Origin of the sequence: Mycolicibacterium smegmatis (assembly GCF_001457595.1) — a bacterium.
GTDB classification, from domain to species: Bacteria; Actinomycetota; Actinomycetes; order Mycobacteriales; family Mycobacteriaceae; genus Mycobacterium; species Mycobacterium smegmatis.
This window is the reverse complement of sequence record NZ_LN831039.1, coordinates 6,704,712-6,726,336: the sequence shown is the minus strand read 5'-3', so window position 1 is coordinate 6,726,336 and position 21,625 is coordinate 6,704,712. Positions and strand designations below refer to the sequence as shown.

Here is a 21,625-nt window from a genome sequence, read left to right as displayed (position 1 = left end):
GCTGTACTAAGAGGGTGCGCGTATCCGCCGCTATCTGCCCAATGAATTCCTAGTATTGACCGTATGCGCCAAACGCATATCGGTGGTGTCGACCTGAATTTGCTCCCCGCGCTGGCCGCGCTGCTCGAGGAGCGCCAGGTCTCGCGGGCCGCGGCGCGTGTCGGCCTGAGTCAGCCCGCCATGAGCCGCGCTCTGCAGCGGCTGCGCCGCACGTTCGACGACGCGTTGCTGGTCGCGGGCCGCGACGGTTACACCCTCACGCCGCGAGCCGAGCGACTGCAGGCTCGGCTGGCCGGTCTGATGCCCGAACTCGATGTGCTGTTCGGGCCGGAGAACTTCGAACCGGGCACCGCCACCGAGTCGTACCGGCTGGCGCTCAGTGACTACTCGGTCGCGCTGTTCGGCGCCGACCTGGCCCGTACGATCCATCAGCGCTCGCCCGGGTCGTCGGTGGTCTATCAGCAACTCGACGACGAGGCCTTCGCCGAGTTGAACGCGGGTGGCATCGACCTGCTCGTCGTCGGTCGGCCTGCGGCGTCGCACCTGGCCCACCGGGAACTGTTCACCGATCACTTCGTCTGCGCGGTGGCACACGAGCACCCGCTGGCCGCCCGTCCGCAGGTGACGCTGCAGGACTACCTGGCCTACCCGCACATCCGCATCGAGATCGAGCAGGGCACCACCCACCTGATCGAGGACGCCCTGCCGGTCCCCCGCAAAGTGGCCGTCTCGACGCCCTTCTACACCTTCGCGGTGGACATGCTGGCCGGAACCGACCTGGTGGTGACGTTCCCGGCGCGCCTGGTCGCCAAGCTGGCCAACCCGTCAGCGGTGCGGATCCTCGACGCGCCCAAGAGCTTTCCGCAGTTGCCGTTCTATGCCGTGTGGCACCCGCGGCTCGACCACGACGCGAGCCACCTGTGGTTGCGCAGCACGCTCTACGAGCTCACCGCCTGATCCTCGCCCGCCGGGCGATCACACCGGTGCGACGCGGTCCTTCCACGGCATCGCCTCTTCGAGTTGTGCCCCGAGCCGGATGAGCAGCGATTCGCCTTCCAGCGGCGCCACGAACTGCACCCCGAGTGGCAGACCGTCGGCGGTCCAGTGCAGCGGCAGCGTGACCGCAGGCCGCCCGGTGATGTTCGCCAACTGCGTGTAGGGCACCCATGCCAGGTTCGCATCGACGCTGTCGTCGAGGATCTTGGTGAAGCGCAGCAGACCCGCGGTGCGGGTCTTGAGCAGTACGTCCGACCCGCGCTTGAGGAGTTCGGGCAGCTCGAATTCGCCGATCCGCGGCGGTGGGGTGGCCAGTGTGGGCGTCATCAACAGGTCGTAGGACTCGAAGAACGTCGTGAGCCGACGCGTGTGGTCGTGGCGTCGCTGCACGGCGTCGACGTAGGCGACGCTGCTGGTCGCGCGGCCGATCGCGGCCAGGATGAGCGTGTCGCGTTCGAACGCCTCGTCACCCGCACCCGAGATGCGCTTGGCCTCTTCGAGTTCCCACGCGGTGTAGACGAACCACGAGAGCAGGAACTCGCGCGCCAGCGCCGCGTCGTCGAACGGCGCTTGCGGAAGCTCCTCGACGTGGTGTCCGAGCGCGGTGAGCGTCTGCGCGGTGGCCTCGACCGCCGCGTACGCCTCGCGATGCGGGTTCGGGTTGATGGCCGACGGGACGCGCACCCCGATCCGCAGCTTGCCCGGGTCGGCGCCCACGGCCGACGCGAACGGTGTCCCGGGCAGTTTCGGTGCGTACGGACCACTCGGTTCGCCGCCGCTGATCACGTCGAGCATGGCCGCGGTGTCGCGCACCGTCCGCGACACCACGCCCTGCACCGTCGCGCCGTGCACCGATTCGGACAGCGCCGGTCCCATCGGCGTCAGACCGCGGCCCGGTTTCAGGCCCACCAGCCCGCAGCACGCCGCCGGGATCCGGATCGACCCGCCGCCGTCGTTGGCACCCGCGCACGGCACGATGCCCGCCGCGACGGCGGCCGCCGACCCGCCCGAGGATCCGCCCGGGGTGTGCGTCAGATTCCACGGATTGCGCGTCGGGCCCCACGCCTCGGGTTCGGTGATGCCCTTGGCGCCGAACTCGGGTGTGTTGGTCTTGCCGAAGATCACCAGACCGGCCTCGATCCACCGCTGTACGACCGTGGCGTGCTCGGTGACCGGGATCGACCTCAAAGCACGTGAACCGCGCGAGGAGGGCACACCGGCGTAGTCCTGACCGATGTCCTTGATGAGAAAGGGCACTCCGGTGAACGGGCCCGGTGCGGCGTCGGCGGGTGCCGCGGGGACCTCCCGCACGATCGCGTTGATCCTCGGGTTGACCGCTTCGGCGCGGGCCTGCGCGACCTCGAGCAGTTCGGCGGCCGTCACCTGCTTGTCGGCGACGAGTTCGGCCAGTCCCGTGGCGTCGAATGTGCGGTATTCGTCGAAGTTCACGGTTGCACCGTAGATGCCCGCGCCGCGTTTCGGGTGTGGCCCCTGAAATCGTTCGGCGTCAGCCGAATACGGACAGTGCCAGGCCCGCCCAGTCCTCGGCGCGCGGTTGCCGGTGGCGCCACGCCCCGGCGATACGGCCGACCATCGGGTGCCCGCCTGCCGCGACCGCCACCTGTCCGCGGGTTCTGGGACCGCCGTGGGCCCCGCCACGGGTAGGCCCATCGGCTGTGGCGAACCAGTGGTGCGGTTCGCTCGCGGCCACCCGGAGTCCCGGTTCCACCAGCCAGGACCGCTCGATGCCTGCCACGTCGGACAGCCAGCGCGCATCGGCGGCGCCGGGTCCGCAGATCACGGCCGCGGTGCCCTCGTGGAACACCGTGGCGTCGACGCCGCGCGCGGATGCCAGGCCGGCGAGGTCGATGCGGCGGTCGTCGTGGATGGTCTCCTGGTCGTGGTCGGAGGTGACCAGCAGCAGGAGGTTGTCCCAGTGCGGGCGCAGGGCGTCGACCAACGATGCCAGCGTGGCGTCGGAGGTGCGGTAGGACTCCACAGCGGCGTCACTGTCCGGCCCGTGCAGATGGCTCGCGGTGTCGGGCCCGTTGAGATGCACCACGAGAAGATCGGGTCGGCGCCCGACGGCGGCCAGTGCGTGGGGTAGCACCGCGCAGTCGGTGGCGTAGCCGAATTCGTCGCGGAAGGCGTCGTCCGGCAGGACTCCCTCAGGTGGCCAGTGCCGGCCCGCGGTGCGCGCCCGGCCCACATCGATCAGGTACTGATCACCGACGACGAACTCCGAAGCCCGATCGCCGGCGCGTTCGAAAACTGTGGTGACCGAGGATGTTCCGGCCAGCTCATGCCCGAAAAGCGGGTTGGCAAACACGCGGTGCTGCGTGGGAGAGCTACCCGTCACCAGGGTCAGGATGTTCGGGTAGGTCGCCGAGCACAGCACGGCCTCGGAACCCTCGGGATGCCAGGCACCCGAGGTGGCGAGCGAGTGCAGTGTCGGCATCGTGTCAGGGCGCACCTGACGCGCGCCGGCACCGTCGATGATGACGAGGACGACCATGGGGTCTGTCATGAGGCGAACACCCGGACTTTCTCTGGCGCGACGACAACGCCGACACGTTGTCCCGGAACGAAATTTGCAGCAGCACGTGACGGCAGGTCGACGTGCACGGTGTGGTCCCCGGCCTCGCCCTCGACGGTGACGTACACCCGGCTGGTTGCACCGAGGAACACCACGACGTCGACGGTCCCCGCCACACCTTGATGCGCGGTGAGGCGGACATCCTCGGGTCGGAACACCGCGAGAGCCTTGCCGTTGGCCGCATCCGGGGCCACAACGCTGAATGCCGTGCCCCATCGCACGACACGGTCGGCGTCGACCGGCAACTCCAGCGCGTTTCGGGAACCGATGAAGGTGGCCGCGAAACGCGACGTGGGCCGTTCGTAGATCTCCGGGGGAGCGGCGACCTCGAGGATGCGGCCGCGGTCCATCACCGCGACGCGGTCGGCCACCGCCATCGCCTCGGACTGGTCGTGCGTGACGAATACCGCTGTGGTGCCGACGCGGTGCTGGATGCGCCGGATCTCGTCGCGCAGGTCGTTGCGGATCGCGGCATCGAGCGCGGCCAGGGGCTCGTCGAGAAGCAGGACATCAGGCTCGGGTGCCAGCGCCCGCGCGAGCGCCACGCGCTGTTGCTGGCCACCCGAGAGCTGGTTGGGGTAACGGTCGGCGAGCGCGGTCATGCCGATCAGCTCGAGCAGTTCCCCGACACGCTGCGCACGCTGTGCGCGCCGCTGCTTGTTGATGGTCAGCGGAAACGAGATGTTCTCCGCGACTGTCATATTGGGAAACAGTGCGTAGTGCTGGAACACCATGCCGATCGGGCGCAGCCGGGCGGGCACCATGGTGACGTCGCTTTCACCGATGCGGATCGCACCGCGGTCGAGGGGATTGAGCCCCGCGATGGCCCGCAGCAGCGACGTCTTTCCGCAACCCGATGGCCCGAGTAGGGCGACCATCTGGCCGGGATCGATGTGGAGTGAGACATTGTCGAGGGCCTTGGTGGACCCGTAAACCTTTGTGGCCGACTCGATCTGAACAGCGCTGGGCACGAGATACTCCTATCGTGTGTTGCCGATGCCCGGCAGAAGCCGCAGGGGTTGTCCCTTGCCGGTCCGTGCGATGAGCACCGAGACGATGAACATGAGCAGGAATGTGAAGATCGCCATGACCGCGACGCCGTTGGGGTTGCCGCGGGTGTCCTGCAGCGCGGAGACCTGCCAGACCGGCAGCGTCTCGAACGAGCTTCCGGTGATGACACGGGCGATGGAGTACTCACCGAACGATGTGGCGAACGTCAGGATCGCGCCCGTCAGGATGCCGGTGCGGATGTTCGGGATGACGACCCGGAACAACGTGGCCAACGGTGTGGCGCCCGAGGTCTCGGCAGCCTCGGACAGCTGCCGTACACCGGCCGCGGACATGGCGCCGTCCACGGGCCACAGGAAGAACGGGAAGGACAGCGCGACGTGGCCGAGGACGACGAGCACGGGGCTGGACTCCCACGGCTGGGTGAGTTCACTGGCCCCGGCGAGACGTTTGATGCCGTAGGCCAGCACCACGAACGGCAGCGCGAACGGCAAGAGCGCGCACAGTTGCATCACCGTACGGATCCGTCCGTTGCGGATGTGGCCCCAGTACAGGGCGGGTAGTACGACGGCCGCGACCACGACGACGGTGAGCACGGCCAGCCATACCGACCGCATCAGGGCCGATACCACCCGCGGCTCGCTGAAGGCCTGAACCCACCACGCGAGGGTGTATCCGTCCGGGAAGGCTCGCCCGCGCCACACCGTGGCCAGCGAGTAGAGCAGGGTCGCCAGCACCGGAAGCACGAGGAACACGCTCCACAGGCCGAGGAGCGCCCAGCGGGACATGCGGGTCATCGCAGGTTCTCCAATCGGGCCAGCATCCGGTTGGCGATCAGCCGATAGAGCACGAGCGCCAGCGCCGAGATGACCATCAGGAAGACCGCGAGAGCTGCCGCGCGTTCGAAGCGGTTGGACCCTCCGGTGGCCGAGAACAGGAAGTTGCCGAGTCGCGTGGTGATCAACGACGTCGCCGAGGTGTCGCCGAGAAGTGCATAGGGAACCGAGAACTGGCCGAGCGACCAGGCGAAGGTCAGGACCCAGCCCGCGAGCAGGAACGGGCACAGCACCGGCAGTCCGACGTGACGCCAGTAGTGCCACCGCGTCCCACCCGCGGCCTGCACGGCATCCCACCACTCGGCGCGCAGCACCGACATGGCCGGCAGCACCAGGAGCACGTAGAGCGGCAGGATGAAGTACATGTAGGTGACCACCACACCCCAGAACGAGTACAGGTCGAACCCCAGCGCGTACCCGAACCGGTCCTGCAGCAGCAGGCGGACGAATCCGACTGCGCCCAGGGTGGACACCATGGCGATAGCCAGGGAGGCACCGCCGAAGTTGGCGGCCACATTGAGCAACGCCTGTGCCGCGGTGCGGCCGCGGCGGGCGAGGCCGGAGACCAGGTACGCCAGCACCGATCCCAGCACGAGGCACAGCGTCGCCACGACTGCCGACAACCCGAGTGAGCGCACCATGGCCGCACGGGTGATCTGCTGGGCGAAGATGTCCTGCCAGGCTTGCAGGGTCCAGCCACCGTCGGGACCGCTGAAACTCGTACGGATCAGCCAGAATGCGGCCGCGGCGAGGATTCCACCGGCAGCGATCAGGAAGGGTACCGCCGGACCCCATTGCGTGACGATGCGGCGCAGCGTGCCGCGGCGGCGTCGGGCAGGTGCGGACGACAGGCCGGGCCCCACCGAGATGTCATCGGCGGGGCCGGCCACCGCGCGGCTGACGGTCGTCATCCGCCCGCGGTGAGGACGTCGTTCTCCCAGCGGTCGGCGACCACGGAGGGATCGGGCCACGAATCGTCGGGATACTGGATGACGTTGACGTACTGGCTTTCGGGCAACCAATTGGCCTTCAGTTCGGCGGGCACGTCGAGCTTGCCCAGCGTGTAGAGCACCGGGCGGGCTCCCACCTTCGCGAAGGTCAGCTGGCCCTCCTTCGAGAGGGTGTGGTCGAGAACGAGTTTCGCCAGGTCGGGATCCTCGGTCTTCTTGTTGCACATGGTCGCCGACGGCTGCCACACCCCGCCTTCGGCCGGGATCACGTTCTCGGTGTGGATACCCTTGTCCTTCACGAGATTTGCGGCCTGAATGTTGACGAAGTCGTAGGCAAGGCGGATCGGGGTCTCGCCGCGCTCGAATGATGCCGCGGAGAACTCCGCCTCGTTACGCTGCCCGCGCTTGTAGAACTCGGCCCAGTAGTCCATGGCGGCGTCGAGGTCGAACTGCCCCTTGTTCTTCGACAGCGCCGCCGCGGTGGAGAAGACCGTAGCCTGTCCGGTTCCCGAGGTGACGGGGTTCGAGATCGAGACCTTGCCTTTGTATTCCGGCTTGAGCAGGTCCGCGAACGATCGCGGCGGGTTGGGAACCACGTCGGTGTTGGTCATGATGGAGATGACGCCGACAGCGGTGGCGACCCAGCCACCGTCGTGTGCCTTGTAGGCGGCGGGCAGATCGGCCGCGGCCTTGGGCGTGTAGTTGAGCAGCACGCCCTCGGTCTCGGCGACCTGGCCAAACGCGATACCGATGTCCGAACACATCGGGGCGTTGGTGGTCTCGTTCTTGAACGCCGCGATCTCCTCGGCCGAGCTCATGTCGGTGTCGACGCGGTTGACGCCCTGCACGGCGAATCCGTTGCAGCCCAGTTGGTATGTGTCGCAGACGGACTGGTAGAACTCACCGAAGTTGATCCAGTCGTCGGGCATGCCCGCGGTCCGGAACTGCTCGGCCTGCTCCTTGGCGGCGTTGATGTCGGGCGGCGATGAGGCGTCCACCGCGGCGCTACCGGCGGACCCGCCGCATGCCGCGAGCGGTAGCGAGATCGCGGTCAGCATGGCGGGTATGAGCCACCGTGACCATTTCTGTTGACGCACCTATTTCCTCCTGATGTCGCAGCGCTTCCTGATGAAGCGGCGCCATGGAAGGACTTTCTCCGGACACCGCGACGACGCCGCGTCCGCGGAGTGTGCGAGGCGATAACAGAAGGTGAAACTTTGGTATAGACCAATTCGGGGCGCAGTTCGCGCCGACTGTGCGGTCTGTACGGCCGACGCCGCGTGTTGCGGGTGAAACCGCACGGACGACGGGTTTCGGTCGGTCATCGCGGGGTATGCCGGGGCCGTGGCGGACAAGGTGGCGGACAAGGTGGCCGGCAAGAAGCCCAGTGTGTTGCCGAGTCTGCTCCTGGGACTGGGTCTGGGCGGTTTCGTCGACGGCATCGTGCTGCACGAGATCCTGCAGTGGCACCACATGATCAGCGGCGCCGAACCCACCGACACGCTGGCCGGACTCGAACTCAACGTCATCGCCGACGGCTTCTTCCACGTCGCCACGTGGCTTCTGGTGTGGGCAGGGTCGATCCTGACGCTCGTGTCGTGGCGGCAAGGGCGCCTCGCGCCGACGTGGTCGTTCCACTTCGGCCTGCTGCTGCTCGGGTGGGGAGTGTTCAACGTCGTCGAAGGCGTGATCGACCACCAGATCCTCGGGGTGCACCACGTGCGCGACGATCTGGGCGCCCCGCTGTCGTGGGACATCGGCTTTCTGATCTTCGGCCTCGCGCTGATCGGCGCCGGATGGCTGCTGTACCGACGGGGATCGCGTCCCCGTGAGATTGCTGTCCGGGCCAGGTCGTAACCCGTCGTAGGGTGAGACATGCGATCACTGGGCAACACCGTGGGCATGGTCGTGGGCACCGTCGCCGTCATCGTCATGGCGGCCACCGGGTGCACCGAGATCGCGACCGGCACACCCGTCGCTGACCCGGCCGCCGCCACCGAGTCGACCACCGCGCCGAAAACGCGAGCGTCCGCCACCACCACAGCACCGGTGCCCGATCAATCCGCACCGGTCGGATCGGCCGTCATGAGCGTCACCGGAGGCAGCGGGCCGGTCACCATCAGCTACCGCATCAACGGCGGGCCGGAACAGACCGAGACCAATGTGTTCCTGCCATGGGAGAAGCGGTACCCGGTGTACGAGAAGCTGGAGTCCGAGGTGACCGCCGACGGTGGGGACACCTCACTCATCTGCACCATCATCATGGAGGGCGACATGTTGGTGTCGTTCAAGAGCGAACCACGACCCACGTGCAATTTCGCGTACTGGGGCTGACGCGGTCCGCTCACCTCAGGGTTTGAAGGACCCCCGACCGGGAACACAGCGGGGGTGAGTACGTCCCAAGCGATCTACAAGCCGTTGTCGATGGCGATCAGCGTGGCCGGTGGCTTGCTGGCCGGCAAGGTGTTCAGCGAGATCTGGCAGCGCGTCAGCCGGTCGGACCAAGAGCCACCGGAACCCGAGGATCTCTCCAGGTCGACGCGTGAGGCGATCATCGCCGCGGCCATCCACGGCCTGATCGTGGGCGTCATCCGGGCCGGGCTGGCGCGTGCCCAGGCCAAGGGCTTCCAGGCGCTCACCGACGAGGAGCTCGACAGCGCGTGACACCCTCGGGGGCCGACCCGCAGGTGCCGGTGTGCCCGAAACGGATGACCTACGGCCCGTGCGGTGGGGTCCGACCTGACGGACAGTGCGAGATGCGTTCGGGCCCTTGCGTGTTCGACGACCTCGTGCCATGGGGCGGCCCCGAGGCGACGCGACCCCCGGTGCGAGCGCCCCTGGTGTTGACCGATTTCAGCTGCGCACCGTTCGACGAGCAGGACGTCGTGAGGACGGCGGGTGTGCTGGCCGGGTCCTGTGACGCCGTGCTCGTCGGCGAGCACCAGAACAAGCCCGATTTTCCGCCGACGCTGATGGGACGGTTGCTGCTCGACGCGCTGACCGGCTCCGGCGTCACCCCGTGGATCACCCTGTCGTGCCGTGACCGCAACCGCGTTGTGCTCGAACAGGAACTGCGTGGCCTGCGGAGCATCGGCGCCGACACCGTGATGTGCGTGACCGGCGACGGGCGCGGCTACGACGTGCGCCCTGACGTCACACAGACCTTCGACCTCGACGGCCCTCGCCTCGTGGCACTGGCCGCCTCACTCGACATGGTGGCGGCGGTCCCCGAGACGCCGACCGCGCCGCCCGTGAACGCCCGGCCGCGGCGCCTGGTGGAGAAACAGAAAGCCGGTGCGGGCATCGCTGTGCTCAACCACGTTCCGTACCCGCACATCGTGGCCCGGTTCATGGAGTCCGGGCGGGCGGCGGGGCTGACGATCCCGGTGATCGCCGCGGTCGCGGTGTTCACCGACACCGCGTCTGCGGCTGTGCTGCAAGGGCTTCCCGGCCTGGAACTCGACCCGGCGGTCACCCAGCGGGTCCTGGGTGCAGCCGATCCGGTGGAGGCAGGCATCGAAGCGGCAGTCGAGGAGGCCCGCGCCCTGTTGTCCATCGACGGGATCGAGGGCGTCAACATCTCCGGATCCGCCTCGGCGTCGGGCGGCGGCGCGGCGATCAAGGCAGAAGTCGGCCGGCGGGTGAAGAATTTGTGTGTCGACCGAACCCGAGGGGAGGCGCCGTGAGCGAGTCCGGCGAGGCAGACGAGGCAATGGAAGCCGAGTTCGACACCGTCGCGGAGTGGACCGCGAAGGTGGCCGTCGACCTCGGGTCGGACTACTACATCCCGGCGGGCTGCCGCGGAAGTGGAAGCCCTGCCGCCCTCGACTGGCTCATCGAGCACACCGAACTTGCGGCCGGGCAGCGTCTGCTCGACTGCGGAGCCGGCGTGGGTGGTCCCGCCGCCTATGCCGCGCAGGCGGTTCCGGTGTACCCGGTTCTGGTGGAACCCGAAGCCGGCGCGTGCCGCGCCGCACAGACTCTCTTCGGGCACCCCGTATTGCGCGCGCAGGCAGCGGCGCTACCGTTGGCGGACAACAGTTTCGACGCCGCATGGTGCCTGGGTGTGTTGTGCACGACGCCCGCTCAAACCGAGCTGCTGGAGGAACTGCACCGGGTGGTGCGCCCGAGCGGACGCATCGGACTGCTGGCGTTCGTCGCGAACCGGGAAATTCCACGAGACGAGTTCGAGGGCAACCACTTTCCCGCCCCTGAGCATCTCACTCACCTGGTCGACGGCGCGGGCCTGGTGATCGAGGAACAGTTGTGCACGGCGGACCTGCCCGCGATCCCGGACGGCTGGAACGAGCGCGTCGACGCCGTCGAGAAGGCGCTCACCGAACGGTACGGTCACACGCGCGCATGGCAGATCGCCGAAGAGCAGAGCGGCAAGATCGGCGATCTGCTGGCCGACGGCGGCCTGACCGGTGAGCTACTGATCCTGCGGCAGGCGTGACCGCTACTGCTGCTGCTGTTCGGCAGCCACCCGCGCGCGTTCGCGCATCGACGCGACGACGCCGCCGTCGTTGAGGATGTCGGTGCCGGTGAGGTACCCGGCGCGGTCACTGGCGCAGAACGCGAACAGTTCGGCCATCTCCTCGGGCGTGCCCCAGCGGGGCACGGCCGCGTCGGCGACCAGCGCGCCAGCGCCGGCCTTCTCCTCCAGGCGCCCCATCTCGGTGTCGACAGAACCCGGCGACACCGACACGATGCGCAACCCGCGACCCGTGAACCGTTCGGCCTGCGACGAGCTGTACCACCGCACGAAGCTCTTGCTCAGTGCGTAGGCGATACCCGAGCGGGCCTCCTCGGGGACGATCTCGCACGCCGCCAGCATGTCCTTGAGGAACACCTCGGGAGCATGCATCGCCTGCGGGAACAGCCCGGTCGGGATCATCTCCTCCGGCAGCAGATGCGCGGCCATCGACGCGACGTTGACGATCGCCGATCCCCGGGGCGCCGCGGCATAAAACGCCTCGTTGATGGTGGCCGTGCCGATGGCGTTTGTCCGGATGACGTATTCGGCGTCGCCCATGCTGGGGCTCACTCCCGCGGTGTGGATCACCGAGGCGAGGGTGCCCAGCCCGGCTGTCGTGGCGAACAACCGGTTGACCGCGTGGCGGTCGGTGACGTCGCACTTGACGACGGTCGGGGTGATCCCGACCTCCGCGAGCGCGGTCGCCGCGGTGTCGAGCCGATCCTGCCGGACGTCGCACAGGACGACCGCGTGCTCCTTACCGACGATCTTGGCCGTGGCCACACCCATGCCACCGGCTCCACCGGTGATCACCGACACTGTGCGCATACCCAGACCGTATACCGAGGGGCGTCACCGTAAGCATTACGGTTCGGTCTCGGATCAGGCGGGCGCGCTGTCGGCGATATGGTGCCTCAGCCCAGTTCCAGCAACGTGTACGCGCCACGGATCTGCTTGGTGGGCTTGAACTGCCAGAACGCCGGGAACACCTTCTCGAAGAGAAAACCCCGGCCGGCAGGCATCGGCAGGTCGTGCACGGCGCGGATGCCCGGCACCGTGCGCGCCAGGTCCTGCAGTTGATTCGGCGTGAGGCTGAACGGCATGGGCGGCACACGGTAGCGCTTGGAGGACCGCAGCCCTTTCTTCGCGAACTTCTTCACCACCACCGGCGGGAGATCGAACACCATCTGACCACCGGCAAACCTGTTGGCGCACTGCTTGATCAGGCCCATCGACTCCTCGGGCTCCAGGTACATCAGCAGACCCTCGGCCGTGATGAAAACACCGTCGCCGGTGTCGACCTGGTCCATCCAGCTGTAGTCGAGCGCCGACTGTGCCAGACAGGTGATCCGCGGGTCGGCAGGCAGAAGGCGCCCGCGCAGATCGATGATCGGCTGGAAGTCCACGGTGAGCCAACGGAACTCGGCATCGGGCAAGGCATCGGTGAGGCGCCAGAAGGTGGTCTGCAGGCCCTCGGCCAGCGCGACGACGGTGGCGCGGGGATGCGCCGACAGGTACGCGAGGGCCGCGCGGTCGAAAGCCAGTGAGCGCAGCGCCATCTCCTGGCCTTTGCGGCCGAACTTCTCGAAGTCGAACTCGATCGAATCGACCAGGCGGATCGCCATCGGATCGTTCAGGATCGCCTGCGGGTGACGGGCCTGATACGCCCTGCCGTACAGCGTCAGCAACGCGGTTTCCGACACCCCGGTGAGTGCGCTCGCGTCGATCTTCCCGCCGGGTTCCTCTGAACGATCCACCACACCAACCTACCTGCGGGCGGGGATGTGCCCGCTCACCTCGCGGGCGGCGGATTCCGCCGATCCGCCCCGGCGTCTCGTTCTCGGATCCGACGCGTGGACCCTGATGACCGACGCGCTCACGGCGCGGTTGACGGAGGTCTTTGCGCAGCGTGACAACGCTGCCAGGGCCGATTACCGGGCGGACTTCGGGGCGAGTCTCAGCCGCTGACGGTGGTCCGCCGCGTCCGGACCCCCTCCAGCGCGAGGTAGCTGATCCCGGCCGTGAGGCCGCCGGCCAGCCAGGACAGGTCCACGCCACCGAGCGCGAGTGCGGCCGGGCCCTGCAGCAACGGGATCATGCCGTACATGAACATCCAGGTGCACACCACGCCGATGGCCAGCGCCACCAGTGCCGTCGGACGCACCATGGGCAGCAGCCTGGCCTCGGGAGGGGCCACCAACGCCTCGGCGTCGACCTGCCTGCGTGCGATGAAGAAGTAGTGCACCAGCATCACCGCGGCCCACGGTGACAGCCACCCGACGATGCCCACGAGCCAGGCGTCGATGGTGGAGGCGAAGTCCCCGTTGAGCACGAACACCACGACAATCGCCATCGCGACCACACCGATCACCACGTTGAGCACACGGCGGTTGATGTGGATGTCGAGCGCCTGGGTGGACACCGTGCAGGTGTAGATGTTGAGGATGTTGGTGGCCAGCGGTCCGTGCACGACCAGCAGCAGAACCGGGATCGCCAGTGCGCCATAGGCATCGACGATGATCTCACCCGGATCCGTCGACGTGCTCAGCGTGGCCAGGGTCGCGCCGAGCGCGCCGAGCCAGATCACCGGGATGAACTGTCCCAGCGCGCTGACCGTGAACAGCTTGCGTGACGGCACCTTGGTGGAGACGAAGCGGGAGTAGTCGGCCGCGTACCCCAACCACGTGATGCCCCAGCCGATTCCGATTGCGGTCATGACCGCGCTGAGCGCGGCGATGTGCTCGGTGGTGGTCAGGGTCGCGACACCCGAGTAGCCCCAGTCGACGTCGAGCCCGAACCACGCGACGAGCGTCATGGCGACCAGGACCGCGACGGTCGGCGGCACGGTCCACCGTTCGAACGTCGCGATGACGCGGTAACCGAACCATGCGATGACCACCTGGATGACCATGATGATCGCGGCCACCAGGATGCGCGGTGCGGCAGAGGCGTTGTCGGGGTCGACGATCCCGACGCGACCCAGCAGCGCCATCACCAGGTCGAGCACGATCCAGGTGTTGACCGCACACCACCCCATGCACACCACGGCCTGCACGGCGGCGGGCACGTAGGCCCCGCGGCGGCCGAACACCGCGCGGGACAGGACCATGCCGGTGACACCGGTGCGTTGCCCGATCACCACGAACGTGCCGAACAGCGACATGCCGATCGCGTTGCCGACCGCGAGCACCGCGATGGTCTCGAACAGGCCGAGCCCCATCGAGACACCGAGCGCGCCGAGGATCCAGTTGATCGGGGCGATGTTGGCCCCGGCCCAGATCCAGAACTGTCCCCGCACATCGGTGGTCCGGCTCGATTCGGGGATGACGGTGAGGTCGGATTCGAGACTCTCGGTGGTGCCAGGCACGGGTGTCCCGGTGGCGGTAGCGGACATGACGTCGATTCCGTTCGTGGAGCAGATAGGAGGACTCTTGGCTGTCATCTTCGGGCAACTCGGGAACTTTTGCCCGCCGAGAGGGTGACATGTTCTGTAAACCCTCACGAAACATTTGCCTTGTAAGGGCCGCCGGACACAGATCGGCGGCAGTCAGGTTTACCGCTAGCCGGTATACGGGTTTCTCGCCACTGGCAATGACTGAGCTGGGCAAATGCTGGACGCTCGTTGTGAACGTGACCGCCGAGCCCTGATCACCAGGAAGTGACCACATGAACGCCGCGATCCGCCCAGTGATATCCGCCATCGCCATGCTCACCGTCGCGGCCGGGGTGGCCGTCGTCGCCCTTCTCGGTGACGACGCCCGCTCGGTGGCCGCGCCGGCGCCCGGGGCCAAACCGACCATCGTGCTGGTGCACGGCGCCTGGGCCGACACCTCCAGCTGGGACGGCGAGCTGACGGTGCTGCGCGGCCAGGGCTACGACGCCAGGGCCATCGCCAACCCGCTGCGCAATCTCACCACCGACGCCGCGTCGGTCGCGTCGTTCCTGCACACCGTCGACGGGCCGGTCGTCCTGGTCGGGCACTCCTACGGCGGCGCGGTCATCACCGAGGCCGCCGCGGGCAACCCGGACATCAAGGCGCTGGTGTACGTCGACGCCGCCGCGCCGGATGTCGGCGAGACCAACGGGTCGCTGTCCGGGGCCGACTCGGTGCTCAAGAAACTGCCCGACCACCAGTTGTTCGACCAGGTGGCCGGACCAGCGGGGGAGACGGATCTGTACCTGCGCCGCGACATCTTCGTGAACCACTTCGCCAAGGACCTCCCGCAGGATCAGGCCACCGAACTGTGGGCCACCCAGCGCACCGCGGCGACCGCGGCATTCGACACCCCGGCCACCCAGGCCGCGTGGAAGGACATCCCGTCCTGGTACTTCATCAGCACCGGGGACGAGATCATCACTCCCACAGCCGAACACGCGATGGCGCAGCGGGCGCACTCCGCGGTCACCGAGTTCCCCGGCGGCTCGCATCTCACGCTGGTCAGCCATCCCGACGCGGTGACCGACGTGATCCTCGCGGCCGCCAGGTCGGTTCGATGACCTGGGACCGCCGCAGGCGCGCCAAGACCCGCCGGATGGACGACGCCGGGCAGTACTGCACCGGCAAGGTGATCGACGCCGGCCGACTGGGCGACCTGCTGCAGACCGTCATCCATCCCGGCGACCGCGTCGCGCTGGAGGGCGACAACCAGAAGCAGGCCGACTACCTGTCCCGCACCCTGGCCGCGTGCGATCCGGAGCGCCTCCACGACCTGCACATGCTGATCTCGTCGGTGTCGCGGCCCGAGCACCTCGACCTGTTCGAACGAGGCATCGCCACCCGCCTCGACCTCGCGTATGCCGGACCGCAGAGCGTGCGGATCGCGCAACTCGTCGAGGACGGCACCGTGCAGATCGGAGCCATTCACACCTACGTCGAGTTGTACGCCAGGATGTTCACCGACCTGGCCCCGGACGTGGTGCTGTTGTGCGCCACGGCAGCCGACACCGACGGCAACCTGTTCACCGGCCCCAACACCGAGGACACCCCGACCATCGCCGAGGCCGCCGCGTTCCACGACGGCGTGGTGATCGTGCAGGCCGACAGGATCGTCGAACCCGGGACGCTACCGCGCATCGACATCCCCGGCGACTGGGTCGATCTGGTGGTCGCCGCCGACCGCCCGTTCGCCCTCGAACCGCTGTTCACGCGCGATCCCCGGCTGATCGGACCGGTCGAGATCCTCAAGGCCATGATCGCCATCCGCGGCGTGTACGAACGGCACGAGGTGGTCTCGCTCAACCACGGCATCGGATTCGACACCGCAGCAATCGAACTCATTCTGCCCACGTACGGCGAACGGCTGGGCCTCAAGGGCCGGATCGCGAAGTACTGGACGCTCAACCCGCATCCGACGCTGATCCCGGCCATCGAATCCGGCTGGGTGGAATCGATCCACAGCTTCGGTGGCGAGGCCGGGATGGAGCGCTACACCGCCGCACGGCCCGACGTGTTCTTCACCGGGCGAGACGGATCCCTGCGGTCCAACCGCGTGCTGTGCCAACTGGCCGGCCAATACGCCGTCGACATGTTCATCGGCTCGTCACTGCAGATCGACCGGGACGGCAACTCGTCGACCGTCACCGAGAGCAGGCTGCCGGGATTCGGCGGCGCGCCCAACATGGGCCACGATCCGCACGGCCGCAGGCACGCATCGCCGTCGTGGCTGAGCATGGTCCACGGCGAGGGCGCTGCCCTGCGTGGCAGGAAACTCGTCGTACAGATCGCACAGACCTTCCAGAAGGGCGGCGTGCCGACGTTCGTCGAGAGCCTGGACGCCGTCGACGTCGCGACCAGAACCGGTATGCCCGTGCCACCGGTCATGATCTATGGCGACGACGTCACCCACATCGTCACCGAGGAAGGCGTCGCCTACCTGTACAAGGCGCACTCGCTGGACGACCGGCGCGCAGCGCTGGCCGCGGTCGCGGGCGTCACCGGCGTCGGGCGCGCCGCGGACGCGCGCCGCACCGAGCAGTTGCGCAGCGACGGCCTGGTGGCCTTCCCCGAGGACCTCAAGGTGAGCACCCGCGATGCCGACCGGTCGCTGCTGGCCGCCCGCAGCATCTCCGATCTGGTGGCGTGGTCGGGCGGCCTGTACGACCCGCCGGCCCGGTTCCGGGACTGGTGAGGCCATGACCACCACCGAGGTCCTCGACGTCGCCGGCCTGCCGGCGGCACAGATCGCGACCGCCGCGGTGGCCGCGTTGCACACCGAAGCGCTCCTGACGCCGAAACCCGGCCTGGTCGACACGCACGGCAACGCCTCCCACCCCGACATGACCGTGGACCTGCTGCGTGCCTCGGCCGACGCGTTGTTCGGGCCGATCCGTGACTGCGCCATCGCGGCGCGCGAACTCCCGGTCGGGTTGGCGTTGCGGGCACGACTCGGCGCGATCGGGCGGGCAGGCGAGCACCGCATGTCCACGGTCACCGGCGGTGTCAACACCCACCGCGGCGCGCTGTGGGCGCTGGGCCTGCTCGCGGCGGGTGCGGCGACCGCACATACCGTTCCGGGTGCGGCCCGCGTCGCCGCGCAGATCGCGTACCTACCCGATGTGGCGGCGCCCGAGCGCGCCATCTCGCACGGGCAGCGCGCCCGGTTGCGCCACGGCACGGGCGGCGCGGTCACCGAGGCCGCGGCCGGCTTCCCGCACGTGGTCCACATCGGACTGCCGACACTGCGTGCGGCCCGGCTCCAGGGGCACGACCCCGACAGCGCTGCGCTCGACACCCTGATGGCCATCATGGCGTCGCTGGACGACACGTGCGTGGTGCACCGCGGCGGACCTTCGGCATTGACCTACGTACACCGTTGCGCGGCAGACGTTCTCGATGCCGGCGGGTGCACCACCTCCTCGGGACGCAGACTGCTCGAGCGGTTCTGCCGTGACGCCGACCGGTTCGGGCTGTCCATGGGCGGAAGCGCAGACCTGTTGGCCGCCACCTTGTTCTACGACTCACTGCCCTGGAACGGAGAATCAACGTGCAGACCTTGACGTATCGCTTCCCGGCCACCGTCACCAACGGCACAACCACCCACGTCGGCGTCGTCGCGTCCGGTGATCTGGAGGTGTTGTTCGACGCAACCGGTGAAGCCGCCGGTGTCGCCCACGTCCGTGTACGCACCAGCGTCGACGGATTCGACACCGTATGGCAGGACACCCTCGCCCGGTTCTTCGAGCACACACCGCTCGCGGGCACGTGGGAACTCAACGATTTCGGTGCCACACCGGCCGTCGTGACACTGCGCCTGCGCCAGACCGCCGAAGCCGCAACCGAGGTGACCCCATGAGCAACTGGCAGACGATGCTGCAGCGCCGCAGTTTCCTCGAAGGGGACGCGCTCACGCGGGCCCGGAACCTCTTGGACCCGGAAGGCGTGCAGGTGTTGTGCGGCCCGTTCGACCGCATCGAATCTCCGTGGCTGGTACCGCAGGGCATCGTGCCGCAATCGGACGACGGGGTGGTGATCGCCCGCGGAACCATCGACGGGCGGCCCGTGGTGGTGGCGTCGATCGAGCAGCGATTCCAGGGCGGCGCGGTCGGCGAGGTGTCGGGCGCCAAGATCACCCAGGCCCTGCGCCTCGCGACGCAGGACAGCCGGTCCGGTCGCACCACCGCGGCGGTGCTGCTGCTGGAGACCGGTGGGGTGCGCCTGCAGGAGGCCAACCTCGGGCTCAACGCCGTGGCAGAAATATGCTCTGCCCTACTGGATCTGCGTCCGCTCGCACCGGTCGTCGGCGTGGTGGCGGGCGAGGTGGGTTCGTTCGGCGGCGTCAGCATCGCCGCCGGGCTGTGCACGACACTCGTCGTCACACCGCAGGGACGCATCGGCCTCAACGGGCCGGCCGTGATCGAACAGGAGGCGGGCGCAGCCGAATTCGACGCGTCCGACCGCGCATTGATCTGGAGCATCGACGGCGGCGAGAAGCGCCACGCCGACGGACTTGCCGACGTCCTGGTGCCCGACGACGCCGACGCGCTGCGTGCCGCCGTCAGCGCCGCGGTCGCCGCGGGACCGCGGGCACCCGGAGCGCACCGCAGCGAACAAGTGCACGCACTCGGCGCACGCCTGCCCACGACACCGGAACCGCACAACACCTCCGCACCCAGTCGGGGCCGCACGTGGCTGACCGAACTGGCAGGCACACAACCGATTCCGGTAATCGGATCGGTGATCCGCGCAGACACCGGTGATCGCGCCTACCTGGCTGTCGTACCCGATCCGGAGAACGCCTACCACCGCGCGCGCCACGGAGAGGTGGGCCTCGCGGAATCCCTTGCGCTCGCCGGTGCCGTCGACGACGTGATCCGCACCGACGCAGGCAAGAACGACAAACGCGCGATCGTCGCGGTCGTGGACCTGCCCAGCCAGGCCTACGGGCGCCTCGAGGAAACGGTGGGTCTGCACCAGACGATCGCTGCGGCGGTCGACGCCTATCACCGTGCCCGCACCGCAGGACACCCCGTTGTCGCGCTCGTCGTGGGTGAGGCGTTGTCAGGCGGTTTTCTCGCCCACGGACTGCAGGCACAGCGCATCGTCGCCCTCGACGATCCGGGTGTGCGCATCCACGCCATGCACGAGGAAGCGGCCGCACGTATCACCCTGCGCACGGTCGACGAATTGGAAGCTCTGGGAAAAACCGTGTTGCCGTTGAGCTTCGATGTCCGCGACTGGGCACGCCTCGGCTTCTGCGACGGTCTGCTGCACGTGACAGACGCCGACACCCCGACCGAGGACGACATCGCGACGGTGCGCGCCGCGGTGGACACCCAGATCGCCGCCGCCCGCACCGGGCCGCGTGACCTGTCCAATCGGCTCGACTCGCCGGCCGCCGAGCAGACCCGTCAGGCGAGCCGGCGTGTCCGCACCACCATGTTCACGCAGTGGTATTCGCAGGCATGACCGGTCACCGGCCGCACGACCTGTTGCGTATCGCCGACGTCGCGCGACTGTCCGGGGATGCGCCGTCATGGGTGGCAGCAGCGCTGGCGGTGACACCGTGGGTCGTGGTGCGGCGTGGTCGTGCGGCATCCGGTCGCGTGGCGGTGGGCATACGGGGCACCGGCCGGGCGCGACGGTACGGCACCGAGATGCACACGTCGTGCGTCGTCGAAAGCCTTTCGCCGCCAGACCTGCTGAGCCGCGCCGCGACTCTGCCGGACGTCCCCGCCGCTGCCGCGTTGCGCGGCGCCGCGGATGTCCTCGGCCCGGCCGGGTTGCCCTGGGGGCCGACCGGGAGCACCGGCTTCACGCTCGCGACCGGTCACATTGCGGTCACCGCGGCCAGCGATCTCGATCTCGTCGTCCGCGTCGCCAGCCTGCCGCCACTCGACGTCCTGACCGATTGGCATCGCGCATTCGAGCGGCTACCGGCCCGGGTCGACTGTCAGATCGACCTCCCCGCGGGCGCGCTCGCCCTGGCCGAGGTGGTGAAAGCCGACCGGGTGCTGCTCAAGACCCGCGACGGGCCGGTCCTGGTCGAGTCACACCGGTTGTGGCCGTGAACCGCCCGGCCTTCCTGTATCCGGGTCAGGGATCGCAGCGGGCAGGCATGATCGCCGCGCTGCCGCCCACCTCCGCGACACGACGGGTGCTCGACGAGGCATCGGACGCGCTGGGTGGTCTTGGGTACCTGGACACCGCCGACGGGCTCGCATCGACACGAAACGCCCAACTGGCGTTGCTGATCTGCGGCGTGGCGGCAACACGCACACTCGACGAGGTGTACGGCGTCCGGCCCGGCGTCACGGCCGGGCACTCGGCGGGTGCGTTCGCGGCCGCGGTGGCGGCGGGTGTCCTGACCTTCCACGAGGCACTCGACGCCGTCGGGGTCAGGGCAGCGGCAATGGAGGCGGCGTGCGCGCCGGGGGAGTGGGGCATGGCCGCGGTGACCGGGATGGGACAACGCGCGGCCGGCGCACTGGTCGCCGAGGCGCGCGCCACGGTGTGGATCGCCAACATCAACGCGGCCGATCAGGTGGTGCTGGGCGGCACCGTCGACGGGTTGCGTGACGCGCGCGCAGCCGCGCGGCGCATGGGTGCCCGGCGATTCGAGATGCTCGACGTGGCGGTCGCGTCACACGGACCGGTGCAGGCGCGCACGGCGACCGTGATCGCCGAACGCCTTGCGGCCGTTCCCCGCCGGCACCAGAGCGCCGCGTACCTCACCAACGTCGGCGCGCGGCGCATCGTCGACGATGCCGACGCGGTCCTGAGGGACCTGGCCGAATCGGTGGCAAAACCCGTGCAGTGGTACGACATCGCGCAGGTGCTGCCCGAACTCGGGGTTCAGCGCACCGTCGAGATGCCACCCGGACACGTGCTGACGTCGTTGCTGGCCGCCGTACCGGTGACGGCGACCAGCGTGGACGACGTGGGTTACGCCGCGATCAGCGCTTGAGCGGGCTGTAGAAGACCAGACCGTTGCCGGTGTTGTCGTACACCACGGCACGACGTTCGTGCGCGTCGTCGTACGGGCCCTTGATGATGGCGCCTCCGGTGGCCTCGATCTCCTTGGCAGCCGCGTCGACGTCGGCTGTCTTGATGCCGACCACCACCTTGCCCGGGATGGGGTGATCGACCGGCGTGGCCAGGGCCAGTGTGACCGCTCCGCCGTCGAGAGCGGCAAAGTGCGCACCGTCGCGGAACTTGAGCGAGAATCCGAGGGTCTCGTAGAACTTGATCGACTCGTCAAGGTTCTCCGTCGACAGCACGACCATCTTCACTTCGTGGTCACTCATCGTTGCCTCCTCGAAACGA

The 21,625-nt window shown here is 68.5% G+C and carries 23 protein-coding genes; 13 read left to right on the top strand and 10 right to left on the bottom strand.

From position 1 onward, the window contains the following. Positions 1 to 63 precede the first annotated feature (63 nt). The gene (locus AT701_RS32640; protein ID WP_011731450.1) at positions 64 to 957 is read left to right on the top strand and encodes a LysR family transcriptional regulator; all 894 of its coding nucleotides are present in this window, start codon (positions 64 to 66) and stop codon (positions 955 to 957) included. An 18-nt stretch (positions 958 to 975) separates the two neighbouring features. Here the strand turns inward: AT701_RS32640 and AT701_RS32635 are convergent, their stop codons facing one another. Genes AT701_RS32635 through AT701_RS32610 form a run of 6 tightly spaced genes read right to left on the bottom strand, consistent with a single transcriptional unit; the run spans position 976 to position 7,483 of the window. Continuing rightward, positions 976 to 2,445, bottom strand: a complete 1,470-nt coding sequence (locus AT701_RS32635) for an amidase (RefSeq protein ID WP_058127359.1) — start codon at positions 2,443 to 2,445, stop codon at positions 976 to 978. Positions 2,446 to 2,503: 58 nt separating this feature from the next. Beyond that, positions 2,504 to 3,523: an alkaline phosphatase family protein gene (locus tag AT701_RS32630; protein ID WP_036454062.1), complete on the bottom strand. Its 1,020-nt coding sequence runs from the start codon at positions 3,521 to 3,523 to the stop codon at positions 2,504 to 2,506. Continuing rightward, on the bottom strand, positions 3,520 to 4,563 hold the full coding sequence (locus tag AT701_RS32625) for an ABC transporter ATP-binding protein (RefSeq protein WP_003898072.1): 1,044 nt from the start codon (positions 4,561 to 4,563) through the stop codon (positions 3,520 to 3,522). Before AT701_RS32625 ends, AT701_RS32630 begins: the two co-directional genes overlap by 4 nt. Before the next feature lie 9 nt (positions 4,564 to 4,572). Beyond that, positions 4,573 to 5,397 carry an ABC transporter permease gene (locus AT701_RS32620; RefSeq protein WP_003898071.1) on the bottom strand — a complete coding sequence of 275 codons (825 nt, stop codon included), beginning with the start codon at positions 5,395 to 5,397 and terminating at the stop codon, positions 4,573 to 4,575. Further along, entirely contained in the window at positions 5,394 to 6,347 is a 954-nt protein-coding gene (locus AT701_RS32615; RefSeq protein WP_011731445.1) for an ABC transporter permease subunit, read from the bottom strand. The genes AT701_RS32620 and AT701_RS32615 overlap by 4 nt, the downstream gene beginning before the upstream one ends. Continuing rightward, positions 6,344 to 7,483, bottom strand: coding sequence for an ABC transporter substrate-binding protein (locus AT701_RS32610; protein WP_058127358.1), 1,140 nt, complete (start codon positions 7,481 to 7,483; stop codon positions 6,344 to 6,346). The genes AT701_RS32615 and AT701_RS32610 overlap by 4 nt, the downstream gene beginning before the upstream one ends. Positions 7,484 to 7,730: 247 nt before the next feature. On the opposite strand from AT701_RS32610, the gene AT701_RS32605 reads away from it, so the two are divergent. From AT701_RS32605 to AT701_RS32585, 5 genes are read left to right on the top strand one after another with little or no spacing between them, the layout of a single operon-like run. Then, positions 7,731 to 8,243: a DUF2243 domain-containing protein gene (locus AT701_RS32605; protein WP_223495928.1), complete on the top strand. Its 513-nt coding sequence runs from the start codon at positions 7,731 to 7,733 to the stop codon at positions 8,241 to 8,243. Positions 8,244 to 8,261: 18 nt separating this feature from the next. Continuing rightward, positions 8,262 to 8,720, top strand: coding sequence for a hypothetical protein (locus AT701_RS32600; protein ID WP_003898067.1), 459 nt, complete (start codon positions 8,262 to 8,264; stop codon positions 8,718 to 8,720). A gap of 54 nt (positions 8,721 to 8,774) precedes the next feature. Further along, positions 8,775 to 9,050, top strand: coding sequence for a DUF4235 domain-containing protein (locus AT701_RS32595; protein WP_003898066.1), 276 nt, complete (start codon positions 8,775 to 8,777; stop codon positions 9,048 to 9,050). Positions 9,051 to 9,094: 44 nt separating this feature from the next. Next, the gene (locus AT701_RS32590) at positions 9,095 to 10,072 is read left to right on the top strand and encodes a methylenetetrahydrofolate reductase (protein WP_058127796.1); all 978 of its coding nucleotides are present in this window, start codon (positions 9,095 to 9,097) and stop codon (positions 10,070 to 10,072) included. Positions 10,073 to 10,098: 26 nt separating this feature from the next. Beyond that, positions 10,099 to 10,842 (top strand): class I SAM-dependent methyltransferase, encoded by a 744-nt coding sequence (locus AT701_RS32585; RefSeq protein WP_058127795.1) that lies wholly within the window; start codon positions 10,099 to 10,101, stop codon positions 10,840 to 10,842. Positions 10,843 to 10,845: 3 nt separating this feature from the next. On the opposite strand, the gene AT701_RS32580 is transcribed toward AT701_RS32585, so the two are convergent. The 3 genes from AT701_RS32580 to AT701_RS32565 form a co-directional block, all read right to left on the bottom strand. Further along, complete coding sequence (locus tag AT701_RS32580; RefSeq protein ID WP_058127357.1) at positions 10,846 to 11,691, bottom strand: SDR family oxidoreductase; 846 nt, start codon at positions 11,689 to 11,691, stop codon at positions 10,846 to 10,848. Between the two features lie 86 nt (positions 11,692 to 11,777). Further along, a complete protein-coding gene (locus AT701_RS32575) occupies positions 11,778 to 12,620 on the bottom strand; it encodes a class I SAM-dependent methyltransferase (protein WP_058127794.1) in 843 nt (280 codons plus the stop codon). Between the two features lie 200 nt (positions 12,621 to 12,820). Next, positions 12,821 to 14,257 carry a cytosine permease gene (locus tag AT701_RS32565; RefSeq protein WP_058127356.1) on the bottom strand — a complete coding sequence of 479 codons (1,437 nt, stop codon included), beginning with the start codon at positions 14,255 to 14,257 and terminating at the stop codon, positions 12,821 to 12,823. A 272-nt stretch (positions 14,258 to 14,529) separates the two neighbouring features. Between AT701_RS32565 and AT701_RS32560 the strand changes: the two genes are divergently transcribed. From AT701_RS32560 to mdcH, 7 genes are read left to right on the top strand one after another with little or no spacing between them, the layout of a single operon-like run. Next, the gene (locus tag AT701_RS32560) at positions 14,530 to 15,360 is read left to right on the top strand and encodes an alpha/beta hydrolase (RefSeq protein ID WP_058127355.1); all 831 of its coding nucleotides are present in this window, start codon (positions 14,530 to 14,532) and stop codon (positions 15,358 to 15,360) included. Then, positions 15,357 to 16,991, top strand: a complete 1,635-nt coding sequence (gene mdcA, locus AT701_RS32555; RefSeq protein ID WP_058127354.1) for a malonate decarboxylase subunit alpha — start codon at positions 15,357 to 15,359, stop codon at positions 16,989 to 16,991. The genes AT701_RS32560 and mdcA overlap by 4 nt, the downstream gene beginning before the upstream one ends. A 4-nt stretch (positions 16,992 to 16,995) precedes the next feature. Continuing rightward, positions 16,996 to 17,859, top strand: a complete 864-nt coding sequence (mdcB, locus tag AT701_RS32550) for a triphosphoribosyl-dephospho-CoA synthase MdcB (protein ID WP_011731413.1) — start codon at positions 16,996 to 16,998, stop codon at positions 17,857 to 17,859. Beyond that, positions 17,847 to 18,155 (top strand): malonate decarboxylase acyl carrier protein, encoded by a 309-nt coding sequence (gene mdcC, locus AT701_RS32545; protein ID WP_003898055.1) that lies wholly within the window; start codon positions 17,847 to 17,849, stop codon positions 18,153 to 18,155. The genes mdcB and mdcC overlap by 13 nt, the downstream gene beginning before the upstream one ends. Continuing rightward, entirely contained in the window at positions 18,152 to 19,768 is a 1,617-nt protein-coding gene (gene mdcD / locus AT701_RS32540) for a biotin-independent malonate decarboxylase subunit beta (RefSeq protein ID WP_058127353.1), read from the top strand. Before mdcC ends, mdcD begins: the two co-directional genes overlap by 4 nt. Then, positions 19,765 to 20,370, top strand: a complete 606-nt coding sequence (locus AT701_RS32535; RefSeq protein ID WP_003898053.1) for a malonate decarboxylase holo-ACP synthase — start codon at positions 19,765 to 19,767, stop codon at positions 20,368 to 20,370. The genes mdcD and AT701_RS32535 overlap by 4 nt, the downstream gene beginning before the upstream one ends. Next, positions 20,367 to 21,266, top strand: coding sequence for a malonate decarboxylase subunit epsilon (gene mdcH, locus AT701_RS32530; RefSeq protein WP_003898052.1), 900 nt, complete (start codon positions 20,367 to 20,369; stop codon positions 21,264 to 21,266). Before AT701_RS32535 ends, mdcH begins: the two co-directional genes overlap by 4 nt. Here mdcH and AT701_RS32525 read toward each other — a convergent pair. Beyond that, positions 21,256 to 21,606 carry a VOC family protein gene (locus AT701_RS32525; protein ID WP_003898051.1) on the bottom strand — a complete coding sequence of 117 codons (351 nt, stop codon included), beginning with the start codon at positions 21,604 to 21,606 and terminating at the stop codon, positions 21,256 to 21,258. The genes mdcH and AT701_RS32525 overlap by 11 nt on opposite strands. Positions 21,607 to 21,625: the final 19 nt, after the last annotated feature.